This is a genomic window from Mesorhizobium sp. P2_A12, from assembly GCF_056405075.1.
Genome location: NZ_JBFUCU010000014.1, coordinates 48,498 through 62,264 on the forward strand (window position 1 = coordinate 48,498; position 13,767 = coordinate 62,264).

The 13,767-nt window shown below is 64.8% G+C and carries 14 protein-coding genes; 8 read left to right on the plus strand and 6 right to left on the minus strand.

Annotated features, from left to right (window positions below; genetic code table 11):
• Positions 1 to 9: 9 nt before the first annotated feature.
• Both AC1DZU_RS25790 and AC1DZU_RS25795 read right to left on the minus strand, forming a co-directional pair.
• Positions 10 to 1,893: an ABC transporter ATP-binding protein gene (locus AC1DZU_RS25790; RefSeq protein ID WP_477289529.1), complete on the minus strand. Its 1,884-nt coding sequence runs from the start codon at positions 1,891 to 1,893 to the stop codon at positions 10 to 12.
• 28 nt (positions 1,894 to 1,921) lie between these two features.
• Positions 1,922 to 2,476 carry a hypothetical protein gene (locus AC1DZU_RS25795; RefSeq protein WP_477289530.1) on the minus strand — a complete coding sequence of 185 codons (555 nt, stop codon included), beginning with the start codon at positions 2,474 to 2,476 and terminating at the stop codon, positions 1,922 to 1,924.
• 284 nt (positions 2,477 to 2,760) lie between these two features.
• Between AC1DZU_RS25795 and AC1DZU_RS25800 the strand changes: the two genes are divergently transcribed.
• Together AC1DZU_RS25800 and soxR are read left to right on the plus strand one after the other, a co-directional pair.
• Positions 2,761 to 3,219, plus strand: a complete 459-nt coding sequence (locus AC1DZU_RS25800; protein ID WP_477289531.1) for a tRNA (cytidine(34)-2'-O)-methyltransferase — start codon at positions 2,761 to 2,763, stop codon at positions 3,217 to 3,219.
• A 134-nt stretch (positions 3,220 to 3,353) separates the two neighbouring features.
• Positions 3,354 to 3,818: a redox-sensitive transcriptional activator SoxR gene (soxR, locus tag AC1DZU_RS25805; protein WP_477289532.1), complete on the plus strand. Its 465-nt coding sequence runs from the start codon at positions 3,354 to 3,356 to the stop codon at positions 3,816 to 3,818.
• 145 nt (positions 3,819 to 3,963) lie between these two features.
• Here the strand turns inward: soxR and AC1DZU_RS25810 are convergent, their stop codons facing one another.
• A complete protein-coding gene (locus AC1DZU_RS25810; RefSeq protein ID WP_477289533.1) occupies positions 3,964 to 4,221 on the minus strand; it encodes a hypothetical protein in 258 nt (85 codons plus the stop codon).
• Between the two features lie 122 nt (positions 4,222 to 4,343).
• On the opposite strand from AC1DZU_RS25810, the gene hemF reads away from it, so the two are divergent.
• From hemF to AC1DZU_RS25825, 3 genes are all read left to right on the plus strand, one after another.
• The gene (hemF, locus tag AC1DZU_RS25815) at positions 4,344 to 5,258 is read left to right on the plus strand and encodes an oxygen-dependent coproporphyrinogen oxidase (RefSeq protein ID WP_477289534.1); all 915 of its coding nucleotides are present in this window, start codon (positions 4,344 to 4,346) and stop codon (positions 5,256 to 5,258) included.
• A 313-nt stretch (positions 5,259 to 5,571) separates the two neighbouring features.
• Positions 5,572 to 5,832 carry a DUF1344 domain-containing protein gene (locus AC1DZU_RS25820; RefSeq protein WP_095091696.1) on the plus strand — a complete coding sequence of 87 codons (261 nt, stop codon included), beginning with the start codon at positions 5,572 to 5,574 and terminating at the stop codon, positions 5,830 to 5,832.
• Positions 5,833 to 6,059: 227 nt separating this feature from the next.
• Complete coding sequence (locus AC1DZU_RS25825) at positions 6,060 to 6,245, plus strand: DUF1059 domain-containing protein (RefSeq protein ID WP_095090837.1); 186 nt, start codon at positions 6,060 to 6,062, stop codon at positions 6,243 to 6,245.
• A gap of 2 nt (positions 6,246 to 6,247) precedes the next feature.
• On the opposite strand, the gene AC1DZU_RS25830 is transcribed toward AC1DZU_RS25825, so the two are convergent.
• The 3 genes from AC1DZU_RS25830 to AC1DZU_RS25840 are packed head-to-tail and all read right to left on the minus strand — an operon-like array spanning position 6,248 to position 8,771.
• Entirely contained in the window at positions 6,248 to 7,513 is a 1,266-nt protein-coding gene (locus AC1DZU_RS25830) for a CCA tRNA nucleotidyltransferase (protein ID WP_477289535.1), read from the minus strand.
• Positions 7,510 to 8,142 (minus strand): CoA pyrophosphatase, encoded by a 633-nt coding sequence (locus AC1DZU_RS25835; RefSeq protein ID WP_477289536.1) that lies wholly within the window; start codon positions 8,140 to 8,142, stop codon positions 7,510 to 7,512. The genes AC1DZU_RS25830 and AC1DZU_RS25835 overlap by 4 nt, the downstream gene beginning before the upstream one ends.
• On the minus strand, positions 8,142 to 8,771 hold the full coding sequence (locus AC1DZU_RS25840) for a DUF1285 domain-containing protein (protein ID WP_477289594.1): 630 nt from the start codon (positions 8,769 to 8,771) through the stop codon (positions 8,142 to 8,144). The genes AC1DZU_RS25835 and AC1DZU_RS25840 overlap by 1 nt, the downstream gene beginning before the upstream one ends.
• Positions 8,772 to 8,928: 157 nt before the next feature.
• Between AC1DZU_RS25840 and AC1DZU_RS25845 the strand changes: the two genes are divergently transcribed.
• The 3 genes from AC1DZU_RS25845 to AC1DZU_RS25855 are packed head-to-tail and all read left to right on the plus strand — an operon-like array spanning position 8,929 to position 13,714.
• On the plus strand, positions 8,929 to 9,933 hold the full coding sequence (locus AC1DZU_RS25845; protein WP_184874690.1) for an AAA family ATPase: 1,005 nt from the start codon (positions 8,929 to 8,931) through the stop codon (positions 9,931 to 9,933).
• The gene (locus AC1DZU_RS25850) at positions 9,933 to 10,898 is read left to right on the plus strand and encodes a DUF58 domain-containing protein (protein ID WP_477289537.1); all 966 of its coding nucleotides are present in this window, start codon (positions 9,933 to 9,935) and stop codon (positions 10,896 to 10,898) included. The genes AC1DZU_RS25845 and AC1DZU_RS25850 overlap by 1 nt, the downstream gene beginning before the upstream one ends.
• On the plus strand, positions 10,895 to 13,714 hold the full coding sequence (locus AC1DZU_RS25855; protein WP_477289538.1) for a DUF4159 domain-containing protein: 2,820 nt from the start codon (positions 10,895 to 10,897) through the stop codon (positions 13,712 to 13,714). Before AC1DZU_RS25850 ends, AC1DZU_RS25855 begins: the two co-directional genes overlap by 4 nt.
• Positions 13,715 to 13,767: the final 53 nt, after the last annotated feature.

The following is a 13,767-nucleotide window of genomic DNA, read 5'->3' on the forward strand; positions in this document are numbered from 1 at the left end:
CGGCGGCCATCATTCTGCGGCTTGCCCCTTTGCAAGTGCGTCATTGGCGGCATCGGCCGGGCCGTCGTCGAGCAGGAACCCGCCCGACTGACGCTGCCAGAGCTGCGCGTAGAGCCCGCCCTGGGCGACGAGTTCCTCATGCGAACCTTCTTCGATGACGTGGCCCTTGTCCATCACCACCAGCCTGTCCATCGCCGCGATGGTCGACAGCCGGTGCGCGATGGCGATGACGGTCTTGCCTTGCATGAGCTTGTAGAGATTCTCCTGGATGGCCGCTTCAGCCTCGGAATCGAGCGCAGACGTCGCCTCGTCAAGGATAAGTATAGGTGCGTCCTTCAACATAACGCGAGCAATGGCGATGCGTTGCCGCTGGCCGCCGGACAATTTGACGCCGCGATCGCCGACATGGGCGTCGAATCCCTTGCGGTCCTTGGCATCCGAAAGCCCGGAGATGAAGTCCAGCGCCTCGGCGCGCCGTGCCGCCTCGACGAGCAGGTCGTCGCTGGCGTCAGGCCGGCCATAGAGGATGTTTTCGCGCACCGAACGATGCAGCAGCGAGGTGTCCTGCGTGACCATGCCGATCTGGGCGCGCAGCGAATCCTGCGTCACGCCGGCGATCTCCTGGCCGTCGATCAGGATCCGGCCGGCTTCCAGGTCGTAGAAGCGCAGCAGGAGGTTGACCAACGTCGACTTGCCAGCGCCCGAGCGGCCGACAATGCCGACCTTCTCGCCCGGCTTCACCGTCAGCGACAGGCCCTCGATGACACCTTTCTGCTTGCCATAGTGGAAACGGATGTCGTCGAAGCGGATCTCGCCCCTGGTGACGGCGATGTCCTTGGCCCCCGGCCGGTCCTCGACCAGACGCGGCAACGAGATCGAGGCGATACCGTCCTGCACCGTGCCGATGTTCTCGAACAGGCCCGACATTTCCCACATGATCCACTGCGACATGCCCCACATCCGGAGCACCAGCCCGATGACCACGGCGACAGCGCCGATCGTCACGGCCTGTCCCAGCCACAGCCATAGCGACAGCGCGGTGACCGAGAACAGCAGCAGCGCGTTCAGGATATAGAGGACGCCATACAGCACCGTCACCAGCCGCATCGACCGGTAGACCGTCTCGAGGAAGCCGGCCATCCCCTCCTTGGCGAAGGATGCTTCGCGGCGTGCGTGGCTGAAGAGCTTGACTGTCTGGATGTTGCTGTAGCTGTCGACGACGCGGCCGGTCATGGTCGATCGCGCATTGGCCTGTTCTTCGCCGACCTTGCCCAGCCGCGGAATGAAATAGCGCAGCAGCAGGACATAGCCGACGAGCCAGACGACAAGCGGCGTTGCCAACCGCCAGTCGGCCGAGCCGACAATGAACAGCATGCCTAGGAAATAGACGATGACGTAGTTCAGCACATCGATCAGCTTGATGACGCATTCGCGCACGGCGAGCGCCGTCTGCATCAGCTTGGTGGCGATGCGGCCGGCGAACTCGTCCTGGTAGAAGCTCATCGATTGCTTGAGCAGGTAGCGGTGCACCTGCCAGCGGATGCGCATGGGATAGTTACCCATCAGCGTCTGCTGGTTGAGCAGCGAATGGAGCCACACCGTGCCCGGCAGCGCGAACAGCACGATGAACGCCATGCCGGCGAGCTTCCAGGCTTCCGTCTGCAAGAAGGTTTCGCGATTCTGCCCCGACAGCCAGTCGACGATGCGGCCCAGGAAGCCGAACATCCACACTTCGGCGATGGCGATGGCCGTCACCAGCACCGCGTCGAGAAGGATATAGGGCCAGGCCCCGCGTGTGTAATGCACGCAGAAGGCGACCAGCGTCTTGGGCGGCTCGACCGGTTCCGCTGCCGGGAACGGATCGAGCCTTTTTTCAAACCAGCCGAACAACATAAGTCATGCTCACAAATCTGTTTTCCGCTCACGCGGCGTGGGAACGTACGAAGTCGCCAGACCGCTCGGCGTCAAGGACCGATGGCTCGGAATCGTCCGAGCCATCGGTCCTGCTTCGCGCTATATAGGGGCTAGCAGGCTTTTCGCCGACAGCCGAGCTTGTCGATCCTGACGGTGCGGGGTCGACAACCCGGATCTTCGGCCCCGGCCGGATCAGCCGGATGATCCGGCGCACCAGCGACGGCCGGCTCGGGTCGGGAACCGCGTGCGAGAAATCGACATCCGGCAGCATGCCGCGATGCGGCCGGCGGCGGACTTCGGCATGAACGGCTGACGAATAGGTGTCGCCGATCAACAGCGCCCAGGTCGGCATCCGGTGGATATGCAGGCTCCTTGAGCCAGGTATTCTGTAGGGATCGAACATCGGTCCGTCCTCCGTGTGAAAATAGAGATAAAAAGGCGAATCCATATCGTCCGCCGGCATTCGGCCGGAGGCACGGATGGCGTCGGTCTGGACACGACAAGCGTCGGTCTGGACACGTTCAGGCGGGGCGTTCAGCCCCTTTGACAGTTTGAAAAACATCGCAGGATTCCTTCGAGAGCCGAAAAAGCGTCTCGGCGGGAATCGGTGCGATCAAGTCTTAGAGAGTCAGGAGAACCGTCGTACCGAAACCGCCGTTGGGCGTGCAAGCCCACAAGAGGGGCGCTGGATGTGCATGGTCATCATGAATTCCCCCTCCATCGGTTCGGGTTGACAATGGACCTGACATATCCGACTTCGCAGAAAATGGCCACCCGCAGGTCCAGCAATTTCCAAAACCGCGAGCCTGCTGTGGCCGATCTGCCACTTATTAGAAGGATGCGGAAATGAACGACCGTCTCCGCATCGCGCTCTACCAGCCTGATATCGCCGGCAACACCGGCACAATCCTGCGCTTTGCCGCTTGCTTCGGCCTTGGCGTCGATATCATCGAACCGGCCGGCTTTCCGCTCTCCGACCGGGCGCTGAAGCGAGCCGGCATGGATTACCTCGAAATGGCCGACCTGACCCGGCATGTCGATTGGCACGCCTTCGAGGACTGGCGCAGGGCCGGCTCCCGCCGGCTGGTGCTTCTGTCGACCAAGGCCGCGATTCCCTACACGAGCTTTGACTTCGCCAGCGGTGACATTCTTTTGTTCGGCCGCGAATCCGCAGGCGTGCCGGATGCTGTCCATCAAGCGGCGGATGCGCGGCTGACCATCCCCATGCAGGGTGCCGCGCGCAGCATCAACGTCGCGCTGTCCGTCGCCATGGTGGCGGGTGAAGCCATCCGGCAACTCAGCTAGGAGTTCGCTGGCAACCCCCGTCAATTTGACCCAGGCGCACATCGCCCTCTCCTTCATTTGCACATCCTGGGTTTCTTGCTACAAGCTCAACTTAACTTGAGGTCAAGCGATAAAATCGAGGCGGGAAAGCAAGGATGGCACCGGTAACGGAATTAACGGTCGGCCAGGTGGCGATGCGCAGCGGGGTGGCGGTGTCGGCGCTGCATTTCTATGAGGTGCGCGGCCTGATCCGCAGCCACCGCACTTCAGGCAACCAGCGCCGCTACGGCCGCGACGTGCTGCGGCGCGTGGCGATCATCAAGGTCGCGCAGGAGGTCGGCATCTCGCTGGCCGAGATCGGTGCCGCATTGGAATCCCTGCCCGAGGGCCGCACGCCGACGCGCGACGACTGGAACCTTTTGTCGACCGCCTGGCGTGACGGGCTCGATCACAAGATCGCCCAGTTGAAGAAACTGCGCGACGGGCTGACCGACTGTATCGGCTGCGGCTGCATGTCGATCGACAAATGCCCGTTGCGGAACAAGGGAGACCGCCTGGCGAAGGAAGGCACGGGGGCGAGAAGGTTGGTGGCTCCCCCTTCTCCCCGTGAACGGGGGTGAGAAGCGGTTCGCGTAGCGAACGAAAAGCCAACTGCTTGGCTTTTCGAGCTTCGAACGCCCTGAGTCTGCGAAGGGCTGGGCATCCAGCGGCCCTCGCATTTACGCGAACCGACCGCTCACCCTCCGTAAACGGGGCGAGGAAATCCTAATCCGCCGCCGGCAGCCGCCTGATGGTGAATTCGATCAGGTCGCCCGGGCGCTCGAACCAGCTTTCGATCTCGGTCCAGTAGGCCTGCTTGGGAAAGCGCTCGAACCATTCCTTGGCCTTGAGGCGCGCATCGGAGCGCGGCAGCACGAAGGTCTCGCGCAAAAACCCGTCGCGCGGCATGCGCGCGCGCTCGTTCCGGCTTCGGTCGAGCCTTTTCTTCAGGCCATCCAGCGGTGGTCTTGCCGGGGTGCGCACGAAACAACTCCTTGCACCTTAATGACGCTTGGACACTTGACCCTTGCCCCTAAGAGATTAGGGATCGCGCCGGCAAAAGACGAGTCATTTGTAGGGACTCCCCCCGCAACCGGAGACGGCACTTGGAACGACCTGAAATACCGGCAGGCCTGCCCGCCGACATCGAACAGAAGAAGATCAAGGCGCGCCTGTGGTTCGAGGCGCTGCGCGAGCGCATCTGTGGCGCCTTCGAGCAGATCGAGCAGGATCTTGGCGGCCCGCTGGCCTCATGGTCGCCAGGCCGTTTCGAAAAGACGCCATGGGAGCGCGACGAGGGCCGCGGCGGCGGCGGCACCATGTCGATGATGCACGGCCGCGTCTTCGAGAAGGTCGGCGTCCACACCTCGACGGTCTATGGCGAGTTCTCGCCCGAATTCAGGAAGCAGATGCCCGGCGCCGAGGAAGACCCGCGCTTCTGGGCCAGCGGCATTTCGCTGATCGCGCATCCCTGGAACCCCAACGTTCCGGCCGTGCACATGAACACCCGCATGGTCGTCACGTCTAGGCAATGGTTCGGCGGTGGCGCCGATTTGACGCCGGTGCTCGACCGCCGGCGCACCCAGGACGATCCCGACACCATCGCCTTCCACCGAGCCATGCAGTTCGCTTGCGAGAAGAGCCCCGAGGTGGCCGATTATCCGAAATTCAAGGCTTGGTGCGACGAGTATTTCTATCTGCCGCATCGCAACGAGCCGCGCGGCACCGGCGGCATCTTCTTCGACTGGCTGCATTCGGGCGAGGACAAAGGCGGCTGGAACGCCGATTTCAACTTCGTCCAGGATGTCGGACGATCCTTTCTCGTCGTCTACGGCCACCTCGTGCGCGCCAACTTCAATGAGAACTGGACCGATGGCGACCGCGACGAACAGCTCATCCGGCGTGGCCGCTATGTCGAATTCAACCTGCTTCACGATCGCGGCACCATCTTCGGACTGAAGACCGGCGGCAATGTCGCCTCGATCCTCTCCAGCCTGCCGCCCGAGGTCCGCTGGCCGTAACAAAATGGTGAGCGCGATGTGAGCCGCATTGATGTCCCATTTGCTCGAAATGGGCATGGAATGTGGCATGGAGCATCTCGAAAGATTTCTTTTTCGTCTAATAGGCGATTGAAAAGGCTGGCCTATTTGTTGCGCCGGGTCGGGAAGCGCCGGCGGTTCGCCTGAGCGCAATTCTAGGGAAACTGTGGAACTGTTTTCCGTCCGGAATTGCGTCAAAGCAACGCGAGCCGCGACCCGACGCGACCGGACGGCCCAGACGATGCGGGACATCTTCGTCAAAAAGGATACCCGCCTTTTCCAGGAGTACTTCGCAATGCGCAAGATCATTGTTTCGGCGGCCGCCGCTGCCCTTCTCGCTTCCGGTTCGGTGGCATTCGCCGCCGTCAAGCACACCACCGGAACGATCAAGACCTTTGACGCAACGGCCATGAGCCTTGTCCTCGATGACGGATCGTCTTTTACGCTTCCCAAGACCTTCAAGGATCCTGGCCTTCAGGTCGGTGAAAAGGTTCGCGTCTCATGGGAGATGAGCGGCAAGAACAAGGTTGCCGAGGCCGTCAAGATCGCAAAGTGACAGCCTGCCTGCCACAGCAGGACGAGACGATCTCTGGTCCTGTTTCGGGGTAGCGTAAGAGGGCGGAGCAGCGCTGCTCCGCCTTTTCGCCGTTGACTGCGACCAATGCCGCCCCATCTGTGTTATGCTGTTCCCCCGCTCGCGGCCCCAAGTCCCATCCTGGATTTGGACCATGAGCCAAAAAACTATCGGAGCTTCAGGCTCCGCGGAGGAAAAGGAGAAATCCCATGAAACAATTTCACTGCGGGTCGCTCGTGCCCGGCTGTGACTGGCACACGCGTGCCGACGAGGAGGCCGAGGTCATGCGCCGTGCCGTAGAGCACATGCGCGAGACCCATGGCGAGGCGGTCATCCGCGAGACGATGATCGAGGCGATCCGCTCGCGCATCGAGAAGACCCGCGACGCTGCGTGACTTCAGCCTGCTTTCAAGGCTTCCGCGGCGCGTTCAAGCAGCGCGCCGCGATCGGGCGAAAAGCCCGCTTCGACCCATTCCGTCTCAAGGTTCTTGAGGATTTCCCCAAGCTTCGGCCCTTGAGTTGCGCCGAGCCGCGTCAGATCGGCACCCTTTAGCGGAAACAACGGCTTTTCCCATTTCAGGGCGAAGGCAAGCAGGCGCGAAAAGCCGCCGGCTTCGAGCAGCGCGTCATTGTCGTCGACGGCGCGCATCCGCGCGCCCGCAAGCGACAGCCGCAGGCGGTCGACGAACCCTTGCCGGTCGCCACGATAGAGCCGCTTTGCCAACTCGCCCTCCGTCGTCTTCGGCTCGGCGGCGGTGGCCAACGCCCAGTGGCGCAGGCGATCCGCTTCGGCGGTCGAAAATTTGAGCCGCTCGGCGAGCGTCTTCATGCGCGCGGCATCCGGCGGCACGATCGCTTCCAGCCTGAGCAGCGGGTCAGGTGCCCAGTCCAGATCCTTCTCGGCCTTGGTCAGCGCATGGATCGCGTCGATGCCCCATTTCTCGCTTTCCGGCAGCGCGGCGGTCAACACGCCGGCCTGCCGCATCCAGAGCAACGCCCGCGAAGGATCGGGCGCCGACAGAAGCTTCTTCAGTTCCGACCAGATGCGCTCGGCCGAAAGCTGGGCCAGCCCTTCCTTCAGCCGGGCACAGGCTTTCAGCCCCTCGGCATCCGGCCGGCCATCGCCATACCAGGCGAAGAAGCGGAAGAAGCGCAGGATGCGCAGATAATCCTCGCGGATGCGCGCCTCCGGATCGCCGATGAAGCGCAACCGGCGCGCCTCGATGTCGGCGATGCCGCCGACCAGGTCGATCACCGTGCCATCGGCCTCGGCATAGAGCGCGTTGATGGTGAAGTCGCGCCGTTCGGCGTCAAGCTTCCAGTCGCGCCCGAACGACACCTTGGCGCGGCGGCCATCGGTCTCGACATCGGCGCGCAAGGTGGTGATCTCATAGGGCTTGCCGCCGGCGACCACCGTGATCGTCCCATGCTCGATGCCGGTCGGCACCGCCTTGAAGCCTTCCGCCTCGGCGCGGCGGATTGTTTCCTGCGGCAGACACGTGGTGGCGATGTCGATGTCGGCGACCGGCTGGCCCATCAGCGTGTTGCGTACCGCGCCACCGGCAACACGCGCCTCTTCACCGCCTTGCGCCAATGCGGCAAGCAGGCGCTGCAGGTGCTTGTCGCCGAGCCACTTGGCCCGGCCCGCGATAGAGACATTCACGCATAGAGCCTTTCGTAAAGCGTACGGATGATGCCGGCGGTGACGCCCCAGATGCGCCGGTCGCCATAGGGCATGTCGTAGAAGAACCATTCGAGATCGTTCCACATGCGGCTGTCGCGCTTGTGGTTGGCCGGGTCCATCAGGAAACGAAGCGGCACTTCGAAGGCGGCATCGACCTCGTCGGCATTCAAGGTGAGCTGGAAACCGGGCCGTACGATGCCCAGCACCGGCGCGATGCGGTAGCCGCTGCCGGCGACATAATCGGGCATGCGGCCGATGATCTCGATGCGATCCTGGGCAAGGCCGATTTCCTCGAAGGTCTCGCGCACAGCCGCCGCTTCCGGACTGGCATCGGTCGCATCGATGGTGCCGCCGGGAAAGGCCACCTGCCCCGAATGATCGCGCAGCCTTTCGGCCCGTTTGGTCAACAGAACCGTGGCTTCGCCCTCATGATCGACCACCGGGATCAGCACCGCCGCATTGCGCAGCGGCTTGCCCTGGTTGAGGCGCGGATGGCCGGGATTGAAGCGATGATCGCCATAGTCGTCGCCGGCATGCGCGTCCGGCTGCGCGGCAAAGCGCGCGCGAAAATCCGCTGCGGAAAACGGCGCCGGCGACATCTTGTCCATCACGCGCTCAGCCGCTTCAGCTGGTCCGCCGGCATGATCGCAAACACCGCACCCTTCGAACGCACGGCGAACATGGTCTTGCCGTCGATCTCGATCTCCTCGCCATGTCCGACCAGCTCATACATCACCGGCCGCGCAACCAGCGCTTCCAGCCGACCGCGCACCAGCACATAGGGTTTCAGGCCACCGGTCTCGCTCTCGTCAACGAAGCGCAGCGGCCGTTCCGGTCCGGCTTCGACGACATCGCCGACATTGGTGCGAAAGGTGATGATCTGTCCGTCGCCGCTGCCCGAAACATCCATCTCGACGGCGACGAACGGCGCGTCGGCGACGCGGATGCCGACCCGTTCCACAGGTGTCACCAGATAGGTCCTGCCGTCCGCGTCCTTGCGCAGCACCGAGGAGAACAGCTGCACCAGCGGCATGCGTCCGATCGGCGTGCCCAGATAGAACCATGTGCCGTCAGCCTTGATTTCCATGTCGAGATCGCCGCAGAAGTCGGGATTCCAGCGCTCGACCGGCGCCGCGCCCTTGCCAGCGCGGGCCGCGCGCGAAATCAGCGCCTCAAGACCGCGCGCCTCGGTGGCGGTCGTAAGGCTTTGCTGGCGATGTTCGGAGTGTTCCGTCATGGTCACGAAATAGTCACTGTTGTTGCGCTTGTCAGCCTAAGTCTGTGATTTAAGTTTTGACATAGGGGCCACGCGAGGCCGAATCGCGGCAACCTATGCTATGGTGCGTGCCGGTATTTCCAACCATGGTATCTCCAACCAAAGGGATCGAAGCTGCATGAGCGTGATGGTCAAGGAAAGCCCGATGAGCGAAACGGACATGATCGCCGAGGCCGAGAAGGCGCTTGCCGACATCTCCAGGATCCGCGACGGGGTCGGCCGGGTCATCTTCGGCCAGGAGAGCGTCGTCGAGCGTACGCTGGTGGCGTTGCTGGCTGGCGGCCATGCGCTGCTGGTCGGCGTGCCGGGCCTCGCCAAGACCAAGCTGGTCGAGACGCTGGGCGTCGTGCTGGGCCTCGATTCACGCCGGATCCAGTTCACGCCTGACCTGATGCCGTCCGATATCCTCGGCTCCGAGGTGATGGAGCAGGACGAGTTCGGCAAGCGTTCCTTCCGTTTCATCTCCGGGCCGATCTTCGCCCAGCTTTTGATGGCCGACGAGATAAACCGTGCCTCGCCGCGCACCCAGTCGGCGCTGCTGCAGGCGATGCAGGAGTACCACGTCACCATTGCCGGCGCCCGCCACGACCTGCCGGCGCCCTTCCATGTGCTGGCGACGCAGAACCCGCTGGAGCAGGAAGGCACCTATCCCTTGCCCGAGGCCCAGCTCGACCGCTTTCTGATGCAGGTCGACATCCTCTATCCCGAAATCGAGGCAGAGCGCCGCATCCTCTTGGAAACCACCGGCATCGAGGACGCCAAGGCGCAGAACGTGCTGCAGCCGGTGCGGCTGAAGGAGATCCAGACGCTGATCCGCCGCATGCCGGTGCCGGAAAGCGTCGTCGAGGCGATCCTGACGCTGGTGCGCTCGGCGCGCCCCGGCCAGGGCAATGCCGAAACCGACAAGCATGTCGCCTGGGGCCCCGGCCCGCGCGCCAGCCAGGCGCTGATGCTGTGCACAAGGGCGCGCGCGCTTTACGATGGGCGGCTGGCGCCCTCCATCGACGATGTCCGTGCGCTGGCCGAACCGGTGCTGCAGCACCGCATGGCGCTGACTTTCGCCGCCCGCGCCGAAGGTACCAGCGTGCGCGACGTGGTGGCGAAGCTGGTGAAAGGGATTTGATGGCGCGCATCGGCGAGGCCCAGGCTCCGGCAGCGACGCGCGACGCGCTCGCTCGTGGCCGGTTGCGGGCTTCGCTTGTGCCTGACCTGCTGGTCGAGGCGCGCCGCATTGTCAACACCGTGATCGCCGGCTGGCATGGCCGCCGCAAGCGCGGCATCGGCGAGAATTTCTGGCAGTTCCGGCCCTATGTCGAAGGCGATGCCTCGCGCATCGACTGGCGCCGCTCGGCCCGCGACGACCACACCTATGTGCGCGACCGCGAATGGGAAGCCGCGCATACAGTCTGGCTGTGGGCCGACCCGTCGCCGTCGATGCTCTACAAATCGACCGGCGCCAGCGTGTCCAAGCAATCGCGCGCGCTGGTGCTGACGCTGGCCATGGCCGAGCTGTTGTCGCGCAGTGGCGAGCGCATCGCCTGGCCCGGCCTCACCGATCCGTTCACCGCCCGCAACGGCGCCGAGCGCATCGCCGCCCAGCTCATGCATGCCGGCGAATTGCCGGCAAAGCCCGACCTGTCCGACATCCGCCGCTTCTGCGACATCGTCATCGCCAGCGATTTCCTTGATCCGGTCGAGGAAACGATGGCCTGGCTCGACGTGCTCGCCCGCCATGGCGTGCGCGCCCATCTGATCGAGGTCGCCGATCCGGCCGAGGAAACCTTCCCCTATGCCGGCCGCACCGAATTCACCGATCCCGAGACCGGCGACAAGCTGACCGCCGGCCGCGCTGAAATGCTCGGCGATGAATACCGCCTGCTCTACACCGCCCGCCGCCACGAACTGGCCGCCTGGTGCAGGCGGCTCGGCTGGAGCTTTACCGTCAACCACACCGATCGGCTGGCTTCCGACGCGCTGGTGCGCCTGCACATGGCGATGACCGCCGATGGCGGTTATGCCGGGCTGGCCGCAAGCGGCCATGCCGGGCTGGCCGCCGGTGGCGGTCGTGCCGGAAAGGTCGGCGCATGAGCTGGCTGCCGCTCTCCTTTGGCGCCCCCATGGTGCTGTGGGGCCTGCTGGCGCTGCCTGTGATCTGGTGGCTGTTGCGGCTGACGCCGCCCAAGCCGCAGACCGAGGTCTTCCCGCCACTCAAAATCCTGGCGCGTGTGTTCAAGCGCGAGGAGACGCCGCAGCAGAGCCCATGGTGGCTGACGCTGCTCAGGCTCTTGATGGCGGCTCTCATCGTCGCCGCCCTTGCCGAGCCGGTGTTCAACCCGCGCGAAAAACTGCCGGCCGAGGGCGCCGCCCTGGCGCTGGTCATCGACAATGACTGGGCAAGTGCCGCCGACTGGAACAAGCGCGTCGCCACCGCCGAGCGGCTGATCAACGACGCCGGCTCGAACGGCGTGCCGGTCGTCATCGCCTTCACCGCCGAAAAGCCCAATTCGGAAATCGGCCCGTTCGATGCCGCCGCTGCTCTCGACCGGCTGCGCGCCGCCAAGCCGCGACCGATCCCGACCGACCGGCCCGCCGTTTATACCCGCGTCGCCGGCGTGCTGGACAGCTTGCCCGGCGCCAGCGTCGCCGTACTTGCCGACGGCCTGGCGGCGAAAGGCGACGAGGCCGCCTTCAACACGCTGTTGTCGAAAAATGCCGCTCGTGTCGTGTGGGCCAGTTCAGACCGGCTGTCGCTGACCGGCCTGACCACCGCTGACAACCAGGTTGATGGCTTTGCGCTGACCGCCATTCGCGCGCCGGGCGACCCGGCACCCGCACAAGTCACTGCCGGTGCTTTCGACGACAAGGGCCGCCGCATCGCCGATGCGACGCTGACTTTTTCCCCTGGCGAAACCACCGCCACCGGCACCATGGCGGTGCCGTTCGAGCTGCGCAACGACTTCGCCTCGATCGCGCTCGACGGCGAGCGCCAGGCCGGTGCTGTGCGCGTCCTTGACGAAAGCTCCAAGCGCCGCCGCGTCGGGCTGCTGTCGCAGGCCGAGGCCGACCAGGCGCAGCCGCTCTTGTCGCCGCTCTACTACATCAGGCGCGCGCTGCAGCCCTTCGCCGATCTCGTCGAACCCTCCAGCGCCGACCTCGCCGACGCCATCCCGCAGATCCTCGACCAGAAGCCGGCGATGATCGTCATGGCCGACATCGGCACCATTCCCACGCAGGTCCGTCAAAGGCTCGTCGACTGGGTCGACAATGGCGGCACGCTGGTGCGCTTCGCCGGCTCGCGGCTGGCCGCCGCCGGCAATGACGACGACCTGCTGCCGGTCCGCCTGCGCACCGGCGAGCGTTCACTCGGCGGCGCCCTGTCATGGACGTCACCGCAACCGGTCACCGAATTCCCCAAGGCCGGCCCGTTCGCCGATCTTGCGCCGCCGACGGAAGTCACCGTCACCAGGCAGGTGCTGGCCGAGCCGACGCCCGACATTGTCGAGCGCACCTGGGCCGCACTCGCCGACGGCACGCCGCTGGTCACCGGACTGAAGAAAGGCAAGGGCACGCTGGTGCTGTTCCACGTCACGCCCGAGGCGACCTGGTCGAACCTACCAATCTCGGGCAGCTTCGTCGAGATGCTGCGCCGCATCGTGCAGTTGTCGCGCAACCAGGGCGCGGCGATCGCCAATGCCGAAGCCGCGGCCACCTCGCTGGCGCCGTACCGCATGATATCAGCCGACGGCTCGCTGGTGCCGCCGACGCCGGATGCACGGCCGCTGGTGCCGGGTCCCGCGCTGGCGGTGACCTTCGAGAATCCGCCCGGCCTCTACGGCTCCGAAACCGGCGTCTTCGCCCACAACCTGCTCGAAGCCACAAGCATGCTGGCGCCGCTGGCGCGCCCGCAAATCACCGTTCCGGTCACATCGATCCAGTATGCCTTTGACGAATCGCGCAACCTGAAGGGCGCGCTGGTCGTCGCCGCTCTGGTGCTGATGCTGCTCGACACGCTGGCGGTGTTCTGGATGGGCGGCCTGTTCAACCGCCGGCCGCGACGTGCCGGTGGCGTGGCCACCACCGCCGCGATCCTGATTGCGCTTGGCGCGCTGTTTGGCCATGCCGATCCTGCCCGCGCCGACGACGCCAAACCGGGCGACGAGGTCGCCATCGAAGCGATATCGAAGACCCGCATCGCCTATGTGCTGACCGGCGTGCCGGGTGACGATTCGATCAGCCGCGCCGGGCTCGAAGGCCTGACCCGATTCCTGGTCGAGAAGACGGCGCTGGAACCCGGTGCGCCGGCCGGCGTCGACATCGCCAAGGACGAGCTGTCGTTCTATCCCTTGATCTACTGGCCGATCGATCCGGCCGCACCGATGCCGAGCCAGGCCGCGATCGCCCGCATCGACGCCTATATGCAGCAGGGCGGCACGGTGCTGTTCGACACCCGCGACCAGTTCGCCAACGGCATCGGCGCCGATTCGACCAGCCCGGCGACGGAGCGGCTGCGCGACATCCTCGGCAATCTCAACGTGCCGCCGCTGGAGCCGGTGCCGTCCGACCACGTGCTGACCAAATCCTTCTTCATCCTGCCCGAATTTCCCGGCCGCTTCAGTGGCAGCCCGCTCTGGGTCGAGGCCTCGCTCGACGCCAGCAATGCCGAGAACCGGCCGGTGCGCACCGGCGACGGCGTCTCGCCGATCATGATCACCGCCAATGATTTCGCCGGCGCCTGGGCGGTCGACGAGAATGGCGATCCGCTGCTGCCGACCGTGCCGGCGGATCCGATGCAGCGCATCTACGCGCTGCGCGCCGGCGTCAACATCATGATGTACATGCTGACCGGCAACTACAAATCCGACCAGGTGCACGTGCCTATTCTGCTCGAACGGCTGGGGCAGTAGGATGACGTACTTTGTTGCGTTCCCAACCCGGAACTACCCTCCCAACAAGGGGG